At 46.1% G+C, this 18,246-nt stretch carries 20 protein-coding genes and 1 riboswitch; of the genes, 18 read left to right on the top strand and 2 right to left on the bottom strand.

Annotated elements, in window-relative coordinates:
• Positions 1–2: 2 nt before the first annotated feature.
• From GGR02_RS04220 to lysA, 14 genes are all read left to right on the top strand, one after another.
• Positions 3–830, top strand: a complete 828-nt coding sequence (locus GGR02_RS04220) for a purine-nucleoside phosphorylase (RefSeq protein ID WP_183183484.1) — start codon at positions 3–5, stop codon at positions 828–830.
• 11 nt (positions 831–841) lie between these two features.
• Complete coding sequence (locus GGR02_RS04215) at positions 842–2,143, top strand: pyrimidine-nucleoside phosphorylase (RefSeq protein ID WP_183183483.1); 1,302 nt, start codon at positions 842–844, stop codon at positions 2,141–2,143.
• A gap of 118 nt (positions 2,144–2,261) precedes the next feature.
• Positions 2,262–3,428 carry a D-alanyl-D-alanine carboxypeptidase family protein gene (locus GGR02_RS04210; protein WP_183183482.1) on the top strand — a complete coding sequence of 389 codons (1,167 nt, stop codon included), beginning with the start codon at positions 2,262–2,264 and terminating at the stop codon, positions 3,426–3,428.
• A gap of 136 nt (positions 3,429–3,564) precedes the next feature.
• Positions 3,565–3,903: an anti-sigma F factor antagonist gene (spoIIAA, locus tag GGR02_RS04205; protein WP_221210700.1), complete on the top strand. Its 339-nt coding sequence runs from the start codon at positions 3,565–3,567 to the stop codon at positions 3,901–3,903.
• The gene (gene spoIIAB / locus GGR02_RS04200) at positions 3,904–4,344 is read left to right on the top strand and encodes an anti-sigma F factor (RefSeq protein WP_183183480.1); all 441 of its coding nucleotides are present in this window, start codon (positions 3,904–3,906) and stop codon (positions 4,342–4,344) included.
• A gap of 13 nt (positions 4,345–4,357) precedes the next feature.
• Complete coding sequence (gene sigF, locus GGR02_RS04195) at positions 4,358–5,107, top strand: RNA polymerase sporulation sigma factor SigF (RefSeq protein ID WP_183183479.1); 750 nt, start codon at positions 4,358–4,360, stop codon at positions 5,105–5,107.
• A gap of 127 nt (positions 5,108–5,234) precedes the next feature.
• Positions 5,235–5,840, top strand: coding sequence for a stage V sporulation protein AA (locus GGR02_RS04190; RefSeq protein WP_183183478.1), 606 nt, complete (start codon positions 5,235–5,237; stop codon positions 5,838–5,840).
• The gene (locus tag GGR02_RS04185; RefSeq protein WP_183183477.1) at positions 5,827–6,255 is read left to right on the top strand and encodes a stage V sporulation protein AB; all 429 of its coding nucleotides are present in this window, start codon (positions 5,827–5,829) and stop codon (positions 6,253–6,255) included. The genes GGR02_RS04190 and GGR02_RS04185 overlap by 14 nt, the downstream gene beginning before the upstream one ends.
• Positions 6,256–6,257: 2 nt before the next feature.
• Positions 6,258–6,686, top strand: a complete 429-nt coding sequence (locus tag GGR02_RS04180; protein WP_183183476.1) for a SpoVA/SpoVAEb family sporulation membrane protein — start codon at positions 6,258–6,260, stop codon at positions 6,684–6,686.
• A gap of 11 nt (positions 6,687–6,697) precedes the next feature.
• Positions 6,698–7,708 carry a stage V sporulation protein AD gene (spoVAD, locus tag GGR02_RS04175; RefSeq protein ID WP_183183475.1) on the top strand — a complete coding sequence of 337 codons (1,011 nt, stop codon included), beginning with the start codon at positions 6,698–6,700 and terminating at the stop codon, positions 7,706–7,708.
• A gap of 1 nt (position 7,709) precedes the next feature.
• A complete protein-coding gene (locus GGR02_RS04170) occupies positions 7,710–8,054 on the top strand; it encodes a SpoVA/SpoVAEb family sporulation membrane protein (RefSeq protein ID WP_183183474.1) in 345 nt (114 codons plus the stop codon).
• A gap of 6 nt (positions 8,055–8,060) precedes the next feature.
• Positions 8,061–8,657: a stage V sporulation protein AE gene (locus GGR02_RS04165; protein ID WP_306415766.1), complete on the top strand. Its 597-nt coding sequence runs from the start codon at positions 8,061–8,063 to the stop codon at positions 8,655–8,657.
• Positions 8,620–10,092: a spore germination protein gene (locus tag GGR02_RS04160; RefSeq protein WP_183183472.1), complete on the top strand. Its 1,473-nt coding sequence runs from the start codon at positions 8,620–8,622 to the stop codon at positions 10,090–10,092. The genes GGR02_RS04165 and GGR02_RS04160 overlap by 38 nt, the downstream gene beginning before the upstream one ends.
• A 167-nt stretch (positions 10,093–10,259) precedes the next feature.
• Entirely contained in the window at positions 10,260–11,582 is a 1,323-nt protein-coding gene (gene lysA / locus GGR02_RS04155) for a diaminopimelate decarboxylase (RefSeq protein WP_183183471.1), read from the top strand.
• A gap of 4 nt (positions 11,583–11,586) precedes the next feature.
• Here lysA and GGR02_RS04150 read toward each other — a convergent pair whose 3' ends face one another.
• Positions 11,587–13,251 carry an AAA family ATPase gene (locus GGR02_RS04150; RefSeq protein ID WP_183183470.1) on the bottom strand — a complete coding sequence of 555 codons (1,665 nt, stop codon included), beginning with the start codon at positions 13,249–13,251 and terminating at the stop codon, positions 11,587–11,589.
• Between the two features lie 91 nt (positions 13,252–13,342).
• Entirely contained in the window at positions 13,343–14,224 is an 882-nt protein-coding gene (locus GGR02_RS04145; RefSeq protein ID WP_183183469.1) for a DUF1002 domain-containing protein, read from the bottom strand.
• Positions 14,225–14,366: 142 nt separating this feature from the next.
• On the opposite strand from GGR02_RS04145, the gene GGR02_RS04140 reads away from it, so the two are divergent.
• The 4 genes from GGR02_RS04140 (at position 14,367) to GGR02_RS04125 (ending at position 18,241) form a co-directional block, all read left to right on the top strand.
• Positions 14,367–14,810, top strand: coding sequence for a peptidylprolyl isomerase (locus GGR02_RS04140; RefSeq protein ID WP_183183468.1), 444 nt, complete (start codon positions 14,367–14,369; stop codon positions 14,808–14,810).
• A 151-nt stretch (positions 14,811–14,961) separates the two neighbouring features.
• A riboswitch (FMN riboswitch) is annotated at positions 14,962–15,095 on the top strand.
• Between the two features lie 162 nt (positions 15,096–15,257).
• Complete coding sequence (ribD, locus tag GGR02_RS04135) at positions 15,258–16,346, top strand: bifunctional diaminohydroxyphosphoribosylaminopyrimidine deaminase/5-amino-6-(5-phosphoribosylamino)uracil reductase RibD (protein ID WP_183183467.1); 1,089 nt, start codon at positions 15,258–15,260, stop codon at positions 16,344–16,346.
• Positions 16,347–16,351: 5 nt separating this feature from the next.
• A complete protein-coding gene (ribE, locus tag GGR02_RS04130) occupies positions 16,352–17,002 on the top strand; it encodes a riboflavin synthase (RefSeq protein ID WP_183183466.1) in 651 nt (216 codons plus the stop codon).
• Between the two features lie 45 nt (positions 17,003–17,047).
• Entirely contained in the window at positions 17,048–18,241 is a 1,194-nt protein-coding gene (locus tag GGR02_RS04125) for a bifunctional 3,4-dihydroxy-2-butanone-4-phosphate synthase/GTP cyclohydrolase II (protein ID WP_183183465.1), read from the top strand.
• Positions 18,242–18,246 lie beyond the last annotated feature (5 nt).

The raw sequence follows: 18,246 nt of genomic DNA, 5'->3' as shown, positions 1-18,246 counted from the left end.
TCATGAATCGAGCAGCGATTGAACAAGCCGCACAATTTTTAACCGAAAAATTTTCAACACCACCGCAAATCGGGCTCATTCTCGGTTCTGGCCTTGGCGTGTTGGCTGATGAAATCGAGAGTGCCGTGAGAATTCCGTATAGCCAGATCCCGCAATTTCCGGTTTCCACGGTGGAAGGCCATGCGGGGCAATTAGTGTACGGCCAATTGGAAGGTGCGACCGTGCTCGCGATGCAAGGGCGCTTTCATTATTATGAAGGGTATCGTTTAGATAAAGTGACGTTCCCGATTCGTGTGATGAAGGCGCTTGGTGTGGAGCAATTAATCGTCACAAATGCAGCTGGCGGCGTGAACGAAACGTTCCAACCAGGCGATTTAATGATTATTTCCGATCATATTAATAACATGGGAACAAATCCACTGATCGGACCAAATGATTCGGCGCTTGGTGTTCGTTTTCCAGATATGACTGAAGCGTATAGCAAACGATTGCGGAAGCTTGCGAAAGACGTTGCTAGCCGCTTAGGCATTCGCGTACAAGAAGGAGTATATGTGGCAAATACTGGTCCATCCTATGAAACGCCAGCAGAAATCCGCATGATTCGCGTCCTTGGCGGCGATGCGGTCGGCATGTCGACCGTACCAGAAGTCATTGTCGCTCGCCATGCGAATATGGAAGTATTAGGAATATCGTGTATTTCGAACATGGCAGCAGGCATTCTCGACCAACCGCTAACGCATGATGAAGTGATGGAAACGACAGAAAAAGTAAAAGCGGACTTTTTACGGTTTGTGAAAGCAATTGTGCGTGAAATGGCGCAAAACAAATGAGGTGAAAAGCGATGAGAATGGTCGATTTAATTGAAAAAAAGCGCGACGGCTATGCGTTAACGAAAGAAGAAATTCAATTTATTATTCAAGGCTACACAAACGGTGCGATTCCTGACTACCAGATGAGCGCGTTTGCGATGGCAGTATTTTTCCAAGGTATGAACGACGAAGAAACAGCCGAATTGACGATGGCGATGGTTCACTCTGGCGAAACAATCGACCTTTCGAAAATTGACGGCATTAAAGTCGACAAGCACTCCACGGGCGGTGTGGGCGATACAACAACGTTAGTGCTTGGACCTCTCGTTGCCTCTGTCGGTGTACCAGTGGCGAAAATGTCCGGGCGAGGCCTTGGGCATACAGGTGGAACGATTGACAAGCTTGAATCCGTTCCTGGTTTCCACGTCGAAATTAGCAACGAGGAATTTATTGAACTAGTAAATAAAAATAAACTTGCCGTTGTTGGTCAGTCAGGAAACTTAACGCCAGCCGATAAAAAATTGTATGCATTGCGCGATGTGACGGCAACGGTTAATAGCATTCCATTAATCGCTTCATCGATTATGAGCAAAAAAATTGCTGCTGGGGCAGACGCAATCGTTTTAGATGTCAAAACAGGTGCTGGCGCATTTATGAAAGAACTAGACGATGCGAAAGCGCTGGCAAAAGCGATGGTCGAAATCGGCAACCGCGTCGGTCGACAAACAATGGCCATTATTTCTGATATGAGCCAGCCGCTCGGCTATGCGATTGGCAATGCGCTCGAAGTAAAAGAAGCGATCGATACGCTCAAAGGAGAAGGACCGGAAGATTTGCAAGAGCTTTGCCTCGTGCTTGGCAGCCATATGGTCTATTTAGCGAAAAAAGCGTCCTCTTTAGAAGAAGCGCGCCACATGCTAGAACGCGCCATCGAAGACGGTTCAGCGCTTGAGGCGTTCAAACGGTTTTTGGCAGCACAAGGCGGGGATGCGTCCGTTGTTGATGACCCGAGCAAATTGCCGCAAGCAAACTATGTCATCGAATTAGAAGCGAAAGAAGACGGCTACGTAGCCGAAATCGTTGCCGATGAAATTGGCACAGCGGCAATGCTTTTAGGAGCGGGGCGGGCGACGAAAGAATCGACGATCGATTTAGCGGTCGGCTTAGTGTTGCGCAAAAAGGTGGGCGATGCGGTGAAAAAAGGCGAGTCGCTTGTGACGATTTACAGCAACCGCGAACAAATCGACGACGTCAAACAAAAGCTATATGAAAATATTCGCCTTTCTTCCGAACGAGTGCAAGCGCCAACGCTTATTTATGATAAAATTTCGTAACAAAGATTGTTCATATGTGTAGAAAAAGGTGTCCTAATACTTTTAGGATGCCTTCTTTTTTTGTATAAAAAAAGACAAATTGGAAAAAATGGCATGTATAAAGAATGGAGGGTTGGGTATGTGGAAAGTAATGACGAGTTTTTTGTTATTCATTGCTTGGGCGATTCCGATGTCCAATGTTTACGCACAAGAGAAAGACTCTGGCGTTGAGCTTGTGCCGCAAGCTCGGTCAGCGATTTTGCTTGAACGGGATACGGGCACGGTATTGTACGCGAAAAATGCGCACGAAAAATTGCCGCCAGCAAGCATGACGAAAATTATGACAATGCTTCTTATTATGGAAGCGATTCATGACGGAAAATTGAAGTGGAATGAAAAAGTGCGCACAAGCGAATATGCGGCATCGATGGGCGGTTCGCAAATCTTTTTAGAACCAGGCGAAGAAATGACCGTCGATGAAATGATGCGCGGGATTGCCATCGGTTCGGCCAATGACGCCTCTGTCGCCATGGCGGAGCGAATTGCTGGATCGGAAGAGGCGTTTGTCCAAATGATGAACAAAAAAGCGAAGCAACTCGGGTTAAAAGATACCGTCTTTAAAAACGCGACCGGTCTTCCTGCCGAAGGGCATTACAGCAGCGCTTACGACATGGCAATGATGGCAAAAGAGTTATTAAAATATGACGACATTACAAAATATACCGGAAAATATGAAGACTATTTACGGGAAAATACGGACGAAAAATTTTGGCTTGTCAACACAAACCGACTTGTGAAATTTTATCCAGGGGTAGACGGGGTAAAAACCGGGTTTACGGCAGAGGCAAAATATTGCTTAACGGCGACGGCGAAAAAGAACGGCATGCGTGTCATTGGCGTCATCTTCGGGGCACCAACGCCAAAAGACCGAAACGCACAAATGACGAAACTATTAGATTATGCGTTTAGCCAATACGAAACCCATCCGGTGTATAAGAAAAATACGGTCATTGCCGCCGTCAAAGTAAGCAAAGGAAAAACGAAAACAGTCGAAGCCGTTACTGCCGAGCCGATCTCAGTATTAACGAAAAAAGGCGTATCTGTGAAAGAACTGAAAAAGGTCGTGAAACTAAACGAAAACATACAGGCGCCTGTTCGAAAAGGCGATGTGCTTGGAACGCTCATTTTAAAACAAAATGGAAAAGAAATATTACGCCGCCCGCTTGTCGCGAAACAGTCCGTTGCCGAAGCGAGCTGGTGGGATTTATTTAAACGGACGTTGCAAACATTGACAAAATCCGCCTAAAAATGTCCGTTTTTGTAGCTTTCGTTCTATTTTCCGCGAATGCCGACTACTTTTGTCAGTCGGCAGGACTTTCCCTTCTTGTGCACGAAATAGTTTTCTATTATGCGATAAGGGGGAAAGTGCAGTGAGTCTGACGATGGACTTTGAAGTAAAGCAAAATGTATTGCTCGTTCGTCTTTCCGGAGAGCTTGACCATCACACAGCGGAAGCGCTCCGCGAGAAAGTGACGGACTTGATGGAAACAAAACCAATTCGCCACATCGTGCTCAATTTAAGCGAATTAACCTTCATGGATAGCTCCGGTCTTGGCGTGATTTTAGGCCGGTATAAACAAATTAAAAATGTCGGTGGGGAAATGATCGTTTGCGCCATTTCTCCGGCAATTAAACGGCTGTTTGATATGTCTGGATTATTTAAAATCATTCGGCTTGAGGCGGATGAACAATATGCACTACAAACGTTGGGGGTGGCGTAAATGAGAAACGAAATGCACCTCCAGTTTTCCGCACTAAGCCAAAACGAATCGTTCGCACGGGTAACCGTAGCAGCGTTTGTCGCGCAGCTCGACCCGACGATGGATGAACTGACAGAAATTAAAACGGTCGTCTCCGAAGCGGTCACAAACGCCATCATTCATGGCTATAATAACGACCCGAACGGCATCGTCTACATTTCGGTCGTCATCGAGGACGGCGTTGTGCAAATGACGATTAAAGACGAAGGAATCGGCATTGCGAATGTGGAGGAAGCGCGTCAGCCGTTGTTTACAACGAAGCCGGAATTAGAACGGTCTGGAATGGGATTTACAATCATGGAAAATTTCATGGATGAAGTGACGATTCATTCGGAAGTGAATAAAGGAACGACTGTACAATTAACGAAGTACATTACAAAGAGTAAAGCGCTATGCAATTAAGGGAGACATGCCTATGGATGTCGATGTCAAGCAAGAGCAGACGCCGATGAAAGACCACGAACTGAAAGAACTCATCCGGCGCAGCCAAGAAGGCGACGAAGAGGCACGTGAGGAAATCATTCAAAAAAACATGCGCCTCGTTTGGTCGGTCGTGCAACGCTTTCTCAATCGCGGGTATGAGCCGGACGACTTGTTTCAAATCGGGTGCATCGGCTTACTAAAATCAGTCGATAAGTTTGATCTATCGTATGATGTAAAATTTTCGACGTATGCGGTACCGATGATTATTGGGGAAATTCAGCGATTTATTCGTGATGATGGCACCGTGAAAGTAAGCCGCTCGTTAAAAGAAACAGGCAATAAAATTCGCAAAGCGAAAGACGAGCTATCAAAGCAATACGGTCGAGCGCCAACGGTAACAGAGATTGCTGATTATTTGCAAATTTTACCAGAAGATGTCGTGCTCGCACAAGAAGCCGCTCGTTCGCCAGCGTCCATTCATGAAACGGTGTATGAAAATGATGGAGACCCGATTACCCTTCTCGACCAAATTGCCAATCAAGAAGAGCTATGGTTCGATAAGCTCGCGTTAAAAAAAGCGATTGAAGAACTGGAAGAGCGCGAACGACTCATCGTGTATTTGCGCTATTATAAAGACCAAACGCAATCAGAAGTGGCATCTAGATTAGGCATCTCTCAAGTGCAAGTATCACGGTTGGAAAAAAAGATTTTACAACAAATAAAACAAAGAATGGGTGAATAGTACCCATTCTTTTCTTTTTTTATTGAATGGATGGTAATTATTTATTCGCCGTATCATTCCTTTCTTGTTCAAACATACTAAGTAAGAAAAAATAAATAAAGGTGTGAGGCGATTGGAAACGGTTTTCATGAAATTACGTCATCGCGTCCAAGTAAAGCCGCATGAAATGGTCGTGGTCGGGGATGTTGCCCAAATGATCGCAACGGACGATCAATTGCTTGAAAAAATAAAGCAGCTTCCCGTTTATCAAATTCAACCGCACGACAAAAACATCGTCATTATCGATGTCATGCACGTGATCGACACGATTGTTCGCTCCGAGAAAACAGTAGACGTCCAAACGATTGGGCCAGCACAAACGATCGTCGAAGTCGTTTATGAAAAAAAGCGCGTGTCGTTTCTTTCCTTTTTGTTCGTTTGGCTATTGCTTTTTATCGGCTCGGCGCTAGCGATTATGAATTTTCATGAAGACGTCAGCATGAAAGAGATGCATCAACATTTATATACGATGATTACTGGTGAAAAAACGGAAAAGCCATTATTGTTTCAAATTCCATATTCCCTTGGATTAGGGATAGGCATGATTTTATATTTTAACCATTTGTTCCGCAAACGGCTCAACGAAGAACCAAGCCCTCTTGAAGTCGAAATGTTTAACTACCAGCAGTCGCTCGACCAGTACGTAATATTGCACGAAAATAAAGAAAGTATGAAGCGAATTGACGACAAGTAAAGTTGCGTTCGTCGTCATCGTCGGTTTTGCGGGAGGGCTTGCGGCTGGAACAGGGTTCGTTGCTTTTTTAGTCGTTCTCGGGGTCATTCCACGATTGACGCAACTTACGAAAACGATGAAATGGATTCATGCCTATGAATGGAGTGCGGTAGCCGGTGCGGTCATCGGCGGCTGGATGAGCCTCCGTTCTTCCGTATTAGGGGCATCGAAATATTGGCTTCTTCCGCTCGGGATGTTTAGCGGCGTGTTTATCGGGATGCTTGCAGCGGCATTGACAGAAGTGCTCAACGTCTGGCCAATTTTAGCGAAACGAATGGGAATGGCAGACAAAGTGATTTTATTGCTCATGGCTATCGTTTTTGGCAAAGTGTTCGGAGCATTATTTTACTGGATTTATTTTGTGGAGGGGAAGTAGCGATGCGATTGCGCGACAATTATCGACAAGCGGTAAAAAAATTTCAGCCGAAACCGTCGTATGTAGCCAATAGCTTAAAGGCGTTTTTTATCGGCGGTGGGCTTTCCGTTGTAGCGGAAGTGTTACGTGCACAATTTCGCGTGAATTTGCCGTCGCTCGCAGCGGAACAGGCGGTATTGCTTCTATTTATTGGCGCAGCGGTCGTGCTTACTGCCATCGGCGTGTATGACGAGTTTAGCCAGTTTGCTGGGGCTGGTTCGACGATGTTAATTACATGGTTTGCAAATTCGCTAACAAGCGCTGCGTTGGAGCATCGAAGTGAAGGAGTGGTGAGCGGCATTGCAGGGCATATGTTTAAAGTTGGCGGGGCAGCGCTCGTATATGGAATTGTCGCCGCTTACTTGTTCGGACTCGTGTATTTCATGAGGTAAGGGGGGATTGGGTGAAGCTCGTTGGGAAACAGACGTGGGTGTTTGATGACGTGTATATTCAAGCGACAGGTACAGCAGTCGGTCCTTCGGAGGCAGACGGGCCGCTTGGCAACTGTTTTGATGTCGTCCACCATGATTTATACTGCGGGGAAAAAACGTGGGAACGTGCCGAGCGGCGGTTAATGCAAGATGCGATTGCTGTCTGTTTACAACATGGCAACATCACGATCAATGAAGTAGATGTGTTGCTCGCTGGCGATTTATTAAATCAAAATGTCACTGCCAACTATACGGCGCGTGCGTTTCCGGTTCCGTTCTTATGCATGTTCGGCGCATGTTCGACGTCAATGGAAACGTTGGCAGTTGGGGCAGCGCTCGTTGACGGCGGATTTGCGAAGCGTGCGCTTGCGGCAACAAGCAGCCATAACGCTACCGCCGAGCGCCAGTTTCGTTATCCGACAGAACTTGGCGTCCAAAAGCCGAAAAGCGCAACGTTTACGGTCACAGGAGCAGGCGCAGCATTAATCGGGAAGGAAAAAGGACGTTTTCGCGTGACGGCTGCGACGATTGGAAGGGTAATCGATGCAGGATTAACGAACCCGCTTGATATGGGGTCGGCGATGGCGCCGGCTGCTGCCCATACGATTGAACAACATTTTTACGATTTGCGCCGTTCGCCATCGGACTATGACTTAATTGTGACTGGCGATTTATCTCGCGTCGGCAGCGTCATTGTGAAAGAACTTTTAATGGAAGCAGGGTATGATGTCACAAGCAATTACAATGATTGCGGGTTGCTAATCTACCGCCCGGAAAAAGGAGCGTTTGCAGGCGGAAGCGGGTGTGCATGTTGCGCGGTAGTGACGTACGGCCATTTGTTAAAAGAGATGAAAGCTGGAGCGATGGAGCGAATGCTCGTAGTGGCGACGGGAGCGTTATTAAGCCCGACGATGATTCAACAAAACGAATCGATTCCTGCGATTGCTCACGGGGTCGTCATTGAAGCGGTGAGGGGGGAGTGACATGGAGTATTGGTCGGCATTTTTCGTCGGTGGTTTGATTTGCGGCGGTGCTCAGCTGCTTATTGATTACAAATTTTCGCAGATACAAGTCGTGATCGGTTTAGTGTTGGTCGGTGTCGTTTTAGGTGCATTAGGCGTATATGATTGGCTAGTCGACATCGCTGGAATGGGGGCGCTGTTGCCGATGAGCGGCTTTGGCTATTGGTTGATTAAAGGCGTTATCGCAACAACAGAACAAAACGTGATAGCAGCAGGCGCGAACGTCTTTCGCCTCGTCGGGGTAGAGATCGTAGCGATGATTGTTCTTTCGTTTTTTACTGCACTTATTTGCAAACCGAAAGGATAGAGCATGATGAAAAAAAGACGGGTCATTATTGTAACTGATGGAGATGAGTTTGCATGGCGAACGATTGAGCATGTCGCAAAAGAAGTCGGCGGCCGCTGCATTAGCCGCTCGCGCGGAAACCCGTCGGTGTTGACAGGAAAAGAACTTGTACAGCTTATTTTACAAGCCCCTTACGACCCTGTGTTTGTCATGTTTGATGATTGCGGTGCGATTGGCGAAGGAGCAGGGGAGCAGGCGTTAAAATATGTTGCGACCCATAAGCAAATCGAGGTGATCGGTGCGATTGCCGTTGCGTCAAACACCCACCAGCACGAATGGACAAAAGTCGATGTCAGCATCGACCGTGACGGCTATTTAACCGAATATGGCGTCGATAAAGAAGGGATTCGCGAATTAGACGTAGGGCGCATTAATGGCGATACGGTATATTGCTTGGAGCAGTTAAACATTCCTATCATCGTTGGCATTGGCGACATTGGGAAAATGGGCTATCGCGACCATATAAAATACGGTTCCCCTATTACGAAAAAAGCGGTTGAGTTAATTTTAGAAAGGAGTGGGTTACGTGACGACGACAGAAAAACAAGTGCCGATTTTTGCTAACCTTGCCGATAACGAAGCGTATTTAAAAGAAAAAATCGGGATCGGGACAAGCTTCGATTTAGGCATACGAAAAGTATATATTTTGAAAAAAGAAGTGCACATTTATTATTGCAACGGGCTTTGCGATACGCAATATTTAATCGAATTGTTAAAGCAAATCGTGCAAATTAACGACCGAGAGCGACAAACGGCGCAGGCGAAACAAATTCTGGAAAACCGCCTCGTCCACCAGCAAGTAAGTTCGGTTGACAATTTAAACGAAGCGATTGATAAATTGTTGTCAGGCTTAATTGTTATTTTATTAGAAGGAGAGACGACCGGCTTTATTGTCGATGTGCGCAGCTATCCTGGCCGCCAGCCGCAAGAGCCAGATACAGAAAAAGTCGTACGTGGTGCGCGCGACGGCTATGTCGAAAACATTATCGTCAACACCGCCCTAACAAGACGGCGCATTCGCGATGAACGGTTGCGGTTTGAAATTATTCAAGTCGGCGAGCGGTCGAAAACGGATGTTTGCATCGCTTATATTAAAGACGTCGCTGATCCAGGGCTTGTCGAGCTAGTGAAAAAAGAAATTCAGCAAATTAAAATTGACGGCCTGACGATGGGGGATAAAACAATCGAAGAGTTTTTAGTGAAACAAGGGTATAACCCGTACCCGCTTGTGCGCTATACGGAACGCCCTGATGTAGCGGCGACGCATTTATTAGAAGGGCATGTCATTATTATGGTCGATACATCACCGAGCGTGATTATTACGCCGACGACGTTTTTCCATCATGTGCAGCACGCCGAAGAGTATCGGCAAAATCCAGCGGTCGGGACGTTTGTCCGTTGGGTGCGGTTTTTAGGCATTTTGGCGTCGCTCTTTTTGTTGCCACTTTGGGTGTTATTTGTATTAGACCCATCATTGCTCCCAGAGAAACTGTCGTATATCGGGCCGAATAAACATACGAATATTCCGGTCATTGTGCAAATTTTTATCGCTGATTTCGGCATTGAGTTTTTGCGGATGGCTGCCATTCATACGCCGACGCCGCTGTCGACGGCAATGGGGTTAATCGCTGCCGTCTTAATTGGACAAATTGCTATCGATGTCGGCTTATTCGTGCCGGAAGTCATTTTGTATGTGGCGGTAGCGGCGATCGGTTCGTTTGCGACGCCAAGCTATGAGTTAAGCATCGCCAATAAAATTGCGCGTCTCGCACTCGCACTTGCCGTCGCGGTGTTTAAAGTGCCAGGGCTTGTGATTGGCACGACCGTTTATCTCATTTGGCTCGTGCGCATTCGGTCGCTCAATACGCCGTACTTGTGGCCGTTTATCCCGTTTGACCCAGCGGCGTTTTTGCAAATTTTAGTGCGCCGTTCGGTCGCAGGGACGACGGTTCGTCCAAGCATCGTCCATCCGCAAAACCAACAAAAACAACCGACCTAATGGAAAAGATTTATATTGCAACTTTTTTAAAATTGTGATACGTTATACGTAATCTTTTTCCCGCAGAAAAGGCAGTTAATATTTGTTCGTTAACTGTCTTTTTTGCTTTCGGTTCGCATAAAAATGAATTGTTTTGAATATTTAATCTGTCGGAATGAGGGATCGGCATGTTTTTCCACGGAACGAGTCGTGTGAATGAAAAAGGGCATTTAGAAATCGGCGGTGTAGACGTCGTGATGCTTGCAGAAGAATATGGCACACCGCTGTATATTTATGATGTGGCGCTCATTCGCGCCCGCGCCCGCGCGTTTAAAGAAGCGTTTGAAAAGCATGGAGTGAACGCGCAAGTTGCGTACGCGAGCAAAGCGTTTTCGACGATTGCCATCGTCCAACTGATCGAAGAAGAAGGGCTGTCGCTTGATGTCGTGTCAGGTGGAGAGTTGTATACGGCGCTAAAAGCGGGGTTTCCGTCAGAGCGCATTCATTTTCATGGGAACAACAAAAGCCGTTCTGAATTGGAAATGGCGCTTGAATGCGGCGTTGGTTGCATCGTTGTTGACAATTTTTATGAACTGCAATTACTAGAAGAGCTGAGCCGCCAGCGAGAAACGGTGACGGACATTTTGCTTCGGGTGACGCCAGGAATCGAGGCGCATACGCACGATTATATTTTAACAGGGCAAGAAGATTCGAAGTTTGGGTTTGATTTAAATAACGGCCAAGCGGACGAAGCGCTGCGGCAAGCGCTGCGGTCAGAGTCGCTTCATGTGTTAGGCATTCATTGCCATATTGGCTCGCAAATTTTTGAGACGACAGGCTTTGTATTGGCGGCGCGAAAAATTTTTCAAAAAATCGCTGATTGGCGTGAGGGGCATGGATTTGTGCCGCAAGTCGTCAACCTCGGCGGCGGCTTTGGGATTCGCTATACGAACGAAGACGACCCGCTTCCAGCGGCGCAATATGTCGAGCAAATCATTGCCGAAGTGAAAACACAAGTAGCAACGTTCTCTCTCCCAATGCCGGAAATTTGGATTGAGCCAGGGCGCTCGCTCGTTGGCGATGCCGGAACGACGATTTATTCGATCGGCTCGCGAAAAGAAGTGCCAAACGTGCGCCATTATGTGGCGGTCGATGGCGGCATGAGCGATAACATTCGCCCGGCGCTTTATGAGGCGAAATATGAAGCGGTGCTCGCGAACCGCGTGCTTGATGCGAACGAAGAAGTCGTTGCGATTGCGGGGAAATGTTGCGAGTCAGGCGATATGCTTATTTGGGACTTACCGCTTCCGAAAGCAGAAGCTGGCGACTATTTAGCGGTATTTTGCACCGGTGCGTACGGCTATTCGATGGCGAACAACTATAACCGTTTGCCGCGTCCAGCCGTCGTCTTTGTCGAAAACGGCGAAGCGCAGCTTGTTGTGAAACGCGAAACGTATGAAGATTTAGTGCGGCTTGATGTGCCGCTGAAAATAAAAGTAAAAAAAGGCTGATCGTTCAGCCTTTTTTTACGCACACTTTTTTTCCGTCGAAGGCGATGCCGATTTCAAGAATATTGGTAATGCCTAATGACGTTAGTTCTTTTTTGTATTGTTTGGCGCGGATTTGTTGAACAGCTGCTACCGCTGCTTTCTCAAGCGTTTCTTTTTTTCGTTTGTTCACCGATTTGAATTCGATAATGACTCCGTATTTCGCCGGATGTTTTGGAATGAGCATGATGTCGTATCGGCCGTAGCCGCTTTCGCGATTTGATTTAATCGTATACTCTTTTTCGAGAGAAACAAGCATTCCTAATACGAGTGCATGATAAAATTTTTCGCTTTCTTCTCCTACGTCAAAGTAGCTAATCGTTTGTTCGATGAGGTCGCTTAAAGCATCTTCGAATGACTCGATATCTCCAGTTGTTAAACTTTTTAGTAAAAGCGAGAATGTATCTGCTGTTCGTACTTGAAACCATGATACAATCATTTGCTTAAATAAAGTGAGTACTTCTGTGTTTGGAATTTGCAAGTGAACATGTAACGATCCTTCTATTTCTTGACGAGCAGCGCGTAAATAGCCAGTAAAAAGTAAGAAGCTCCATATACTTGTTTCGGTTTGTTCTACTTCAGGCATGACCATCGTTTCATCAATTGGTTGGATAACGGTTTCTCTTTTGATGAGTCGTTCGAGTTCTTTTTTGATGTTTGTATTTGCTTTTGCTAGCAGTGTCCGAAGTAGCCCATTTTCCGCCGTATTCACCCAATATGTGCGAAATCCGGCGCGCGGATCTTTTACGAAATGCAAAATCGACCAAGGATTATAGATCACATGTGTTCCAAACGTGTAACCGTTATACCACGTACGAATGTCGTCCATTTTTTGTTCTAGCCCGTAATACGCAAGCAGTTGCTCGACTTCTGTTTCGACAAACCCAAAATATTGGCTATATTTCGATTTTAAAATGCTATATGTCTCTAAGTTGTTCAAACCGGAAAAAACACTCTCTTTCGCGATGCGAAGAACACCGGTTAAAACCGCTTTTTCTAAATAGACGTTATCTTTTAGCCCGGCGCTGAAAAAATTGCGCATAAAATAAATCATTTCATCGTAATAGCCGTATATATATGCCTCTTGAATCGGAACATCGTACTCATCGATTAGGATAATTACTTTTTGCTGGTGGTATTTATATAAATACGAACTTAGCAAAAACAAACTTTTTTGCAGTTCCACTTCATCCGTTTCTTTGTTAATGATTTGCTGTATATATGTTTTTTCTGATGAAAGCAATTGTGTGCTTTCTAGAAGATAGAGGTGCTGTTTGTAAATTTCGCTCATTAACAATGCAAAGCTTTTTTTGAAATGGGTAAACTGTTGATGTTTTTCGTCTTTTAAGGTGATGAAAATAACGGGATAAGTCCCTTGTTTTTTCATTATGTGAGGTTCTTGGCAAATTTGTAGCTGATGGAATAAACGATCGTTATTTTGCTCTGTTTTGGCAAAAAAATATTTTAACATGCTCATATTTAATGTTTTGCCAAACCTTCTTGGGCGGGTGAATAAAATGACTTCGGCACCATCTTCGATAATTTCTTTTATCAACAAACTTTTATCGACAAAGAAAAAATTTTCCTCTATGAGCTTTTTAAAGTCGCTTACGCCAATCGGAATTTTTTTCACCGTACTCAACTCCAGCGAAAGATGTTGCTTTAAGTATACAAAATCTTATGTTTGTTCACAAGAAAGGAGCCGTCAGATGAGGCTCCTCCCTTTATTTTTGCGGTTCGGATGTGAAGGCAGATTTAATCGCTTGCCAAATTTCTTTTAATATGTCGATGATGTTTTGGATAAACGTTTTTCCTTCTTCCGATTGCAAGAAGGCGGAAAGTTTTTCTTTTGCTTTATTTAGTTGGTCGTTCACTTGATTCCAGTCGATGTTTAAGTTTTTCATTTTAGTAAACAACGACACTAAGCTATTGATTTCATCCGGCGTAAGCGTAATGCCTAAATCTTTTGCCACTCGTTCGATGAGGGCACGCATGTCGGCATCTGTTTGCGGCGGATTTTTCGCGATTTCTTCTTTTAGTTTCGTGAAAAGAGCAACTGCTTGGTCGTTACCGATTGATTTGGCGAGCTGCGCCGTTTTTACCATTTCTTCATTTGCGACTTTTTTCACGTCTTCTGGGATGACTTTGTCCGACGAAATTTCGTACGCCTTCATCAAACCAGTAAGCGCCGCCGTGCCGGATACCGGAAACGGGGCGGTGATGTAAATTTTTGCATCTTTCACGCCGGCTGTAATAAGCGCGTTCGTGTACATTTCTTTTGTCACCCATGTAATGTTATGCGTTTCGACATCTAATCCTGAACCTTCTGCGCCAATCGTAATCATCGACGACGAAATCGCTTTTGTGCCAATTTGCGCTTTCGGAATTAATCCGTCGAGATATTTATGTTCTTCGGCATTAGAAACGGTAATCGTTTGCGCGGTTTGCGGGGCGTTCATTTCGTTTAATACTTGCTGCTTTTGCGCTTCCGTTAAATTTTCTCCTAGCGTAATAATGACATCGCCTTCTGCGGCATCCGCTGCGGCAAAGGCAGGAAACATCAGCACCATCACGGCCGCTAACCAGCCGGTAAACATTCGTTTCATCTAAACATCCTCCTTTTCTTTCCTTATTGCCATCATTCCTATTGTACATACAAACCGGACAAGATAGAAGCGAGAAGCAGCGTACTTTTTTTGTGCGTGAAACAATGGTATGATAAGGGAGAAAAGAAAGGGGACTGAGCATATGAGCAAAAAAGGATATATTTTAATGGAAAACGGCGCGAAAATTGAATTTGACTTATTTCCAGACGAAGCGCCAAAAACAGTAGCGAACTTTGAAAAATTAGCGAACAGTGGATTTTATAACGGATTGACGTTCCATCGCGTCATTCGAGGGTTTGTTAGCCAAGGCGGATGTCCGCGCGGCAACGGAACAGGCGATGCAGGCTATACCATTCCGTGTGAAACGGACAACAACCCGCACAAACATATCGAAGGGGCACTATCGATGGCACATCGCGGCCGCAATACAGGTAGCTGCCAGTTTTTCATCGTACATGAGCCGCAGCCGCATTTAGATGGCGTACATACAGTGTTTGGTCAAGTAACGGCAGGAATGGACGCAGTGAAAGCGATGCGGAACGGCGATGTGATGAAAGAAGTGAAAGTGTGGGACGAAGCGGAATAAGAAAGGATGGGACGATGAAGAAAAACTGGGTGTTATTTTTCCTCCTTTTATTCGTAAGCTTTGCATGGGGTGCGATTTACTGGCTGTTTATCGCGAAATAATAGACAATTTGTTCGATTGTGCTATAATAAATGAAAATGGAATATCATAACATATCCTTCGGGGCAGGGTGAAATTCCCGACCGGCGGTAATGAAACGAAACGTTTCTCAGCCCGCGAGCCGAATAGGCACGATCCGGTGCGATTCCGGAGCCGACAGTATAGTCTGGATGGGAGAAGGATTGCCGTTGCTCACGCCTTCGTGAAAAAATCAACGTGGCGCTGGGCTATGTTTGCTATGCAAAAAAAGGTAATCTTTCGATATAGCTGCCCTAGGACTTTTCTCCTAGGGTTTTCTTTTTATCGCTGTCAGGCGCTACTAGCGAGCAATTGACAAGGGGGGATTTGATGCAGCACGACGAACGATATATGCGCTTAGCGTTTGAAATCGCTAAAACAGGGCTTGGGCAAACGTCGCCAAATCCAGCGGTCGGTGCCGTTGTCGTAAAGAATGGGGAAATTGTCGGCTTTGGCGCCCATTTAAAAGCAGGCGAGCCGCATGCGGAAGTTCATGCGATTCGCATGGCGGGCGATAAAGCGAAAGGTGCGACGGTATACGTAACGCTTGAGCCGTGCAGCCATTTCGGCAAAACGCCGCCGTGTGCCGATTTATTAGTCGAAACAGGCGTTCAGCGGGTCGTAATTGCGACGACCGATCCGAATCCGCTTGTTGCTGGAAAAGGAATAGAAAAACTAAAACAAGCCGGCATTGATGTAACCGTTGGCGTGTTAAAAGAAGAAGCGGATGACTTGAACCGCGTCTTTTTCCACTACATTACGACGAAAACGCCGTTTGTGACGATGAAGTTCGCGGCTAGTTTAGATGGGAAAATTGCGACGAAAACAGGGGAAAGCAAATGGATTACGTCCGAAGAAGCGCGGCAAGACGTGCATCGCTACCGCGCGCGGCACGATGCGATTCTCGTCGGGGTCGATACGGTCATTGCCGATGATCCGAGCTTAACGGTGCGTCTTCCGGAAGGAGGAAAAAACCCGATTCGCCTCATTTTAGATACGCATTTACGCACACCGCTGGAGGCAAATGTCGTTCAAGACGGTGCAGCGGAAACGTGGATTGTTGTCGGAAGCGAAGTATCGCGCGAACGAATCGCGTTATATGCCCGTCCGCACGTTCGCATCGTGTCCATGCCTACACCAACGATTGATATTCGTGAATTATTGAACATGCTAGCGGGGCATAAAATCACCTCTGTCTTTGTCGAAGGCGGCGCGAAAGTGCATGACAGCTTTATTCGAGCTGGCGCAGTACAAGAAATCATCGCCTACTTTGCCCCAAAAATCATCGGCGGGAGCGAAGCAAAAACGCCGGTTGAAGGCATTGGATTTGCGCATATGACCGATGTGCTGGAATTGACGATCAAACGCGTCGAAACAATTGGACGAGATATAAAAATTATTGCGGCGCCAAAGAGGTGAAAAAGATGTTTACAGGCATTATCGAAGAAGTCGGGACGGTTGAGCAAATGAAGCAAGCGGGCGAAGCGATCGTTTTTACGATTGGCGCGAACAAAATTTTAACCGATGTAAAACTAGGCGATAGCATTGCCGTCAATGGGGTATGCTTAACGGTAACATCGTTTACTTCCCGTACGTTTACGGTCGATGTAATGCCGGAAACGGTAAGGGCAACATCGCTTCGTACATTAGCGCGCGGTACGAAAGTAAATTTAGAGCGGGCGATGGCGGCAAACGGTCGCTTCGGCGGGCATTTTGTGTCCGGTCACGTCGATGGCGTCGGGGAAATTATTCGCAAAGAGCCGGTCGCAAACGCTGTCTATTATGAAATTAAAGTGCCAAAATCGCTTAGAAAATACATGATTTTAAAAGGCTCTGTCGCCATTGATGGAACAAGTTTGACGATTTTTGGGCTTACCGATGACACGTTAACGATTTCGCTTATTCCGCATACGCGCGCGGAAACGATTTTAGGCGACAAACAAGTGGGGGATATTGTTAACATTGAATGTGACGTGATCGGCAAATATGTCGAGCAGTTTTTACGTCAAAAAGAAGAAGAGAAAACGTCTCCGGCAATTACGCTTGAATTTCTAGAAAAGCACGGCTATAAGTGAGGAACAGTTACAATCCTTGCGCAAGTTCGTGATGGAGGGGATTTTATGTTTCATACAATTGAAGAAGCAATTTATGAGTTAATGCAAGGAAACGTCGTGATCGTTTGCGACGATGAAGACCGGGAAAATGAAGGGGATTTTGTTGCGCTTGCTGAAAAAGCAACGCCAGAAGTTATTAATTTTATGATTAAGTACGGGCGTGGGCTTGTGTGTGTGCCGATTACAGAAGAGTTGGCGGACAAGCTCGATTTAGCACCGATGGTCAACCATAACACCGACCCGCACGGAACGGCGTTTACCGTCAGCATCGACCATAAATCGACGACAACCGGCATTAGCGCCCATGAGCGGTCGCGAACGATTCAAGAACTGTTGAACCCGAATGCGAAAGCGAGCGATTTTAAACGCCCTGGCCACGTCTTTCCGCTTGTGGCGAAAAAAGGTGGAGTGTTGCGCCGCGCCGGGCATACGGAAGCAGCAGTGGACTTAGCGCGGCTATGCGGAGCAAAGCCAGCGGGCGTCATTTGTGAAATTATTAAAGAAGACGGGACGATGGCGCGCGTGCCCGACTTGCGAAAAATCGCCGACGAATTTGGCTTAAAAATGATTACGATTAAAGATTTAATTCAATACCGAAACCGAAAAGAAAAACTTGTCAAACGCGAAGTCGAAATTACGCTGCCGACGGAGTTTGGGGAATTTAAAGCGATTGGCTATACGAATTCCGTCGACGGAAAAGAGCATGTCGCGCTCGTCAAAGGCGAAGTCATTCCGGATGAGCCGATTCTCGTTCGCGTTCATTCGGAGTGCTTAACAGGGGATGTGTTCGGTTCGTACCGTTGCGATTGCGGTCCGCAGCTTCATGCGGCATTGCGGCAAATTGAAGAAGAAGGTCGCGGCATTTTGCTTTACATGCGCCAAGAAGGTCGCGGCATTGGCTTATTGAACAAATTGCGCGCGTATAAATTGCAAGAACAAGGCTACGATACGGTCGAGGCGAACGAAAAGCTTGGATTTCCAGCCGACTTGCGCGACTACGGGATTGGGGCGCAAATTTTAAAAGATTTAGGCGTGACGAAAATGCGCCTATTGACGAACAATCCGCGCAAAATTGCCGGTTTAAAAGGGTATGATTTGGAGGTCGTTGAGCGCGTTCCGCTGCAAATGCCGGCGAAAAAAGAAAACGAACAATATTTAAAAACGAAATACGAAAAATTAGGGCATATGCTACATTTTTAATAGTG

This window comes from Anoxybacteroides voinovskiense (assembly GCF_014196205.1).
Classification (GTDB): domain Bacteria; phylum Bacillota; class Bacilli; order Bacillales; family Anoxybacillaceae; genus Anoxybacteroides; species Anoxybacteroides voinovskiense.
This window is presented reverse-complemented; position numbering and strand designations above follow the sequence as displayed.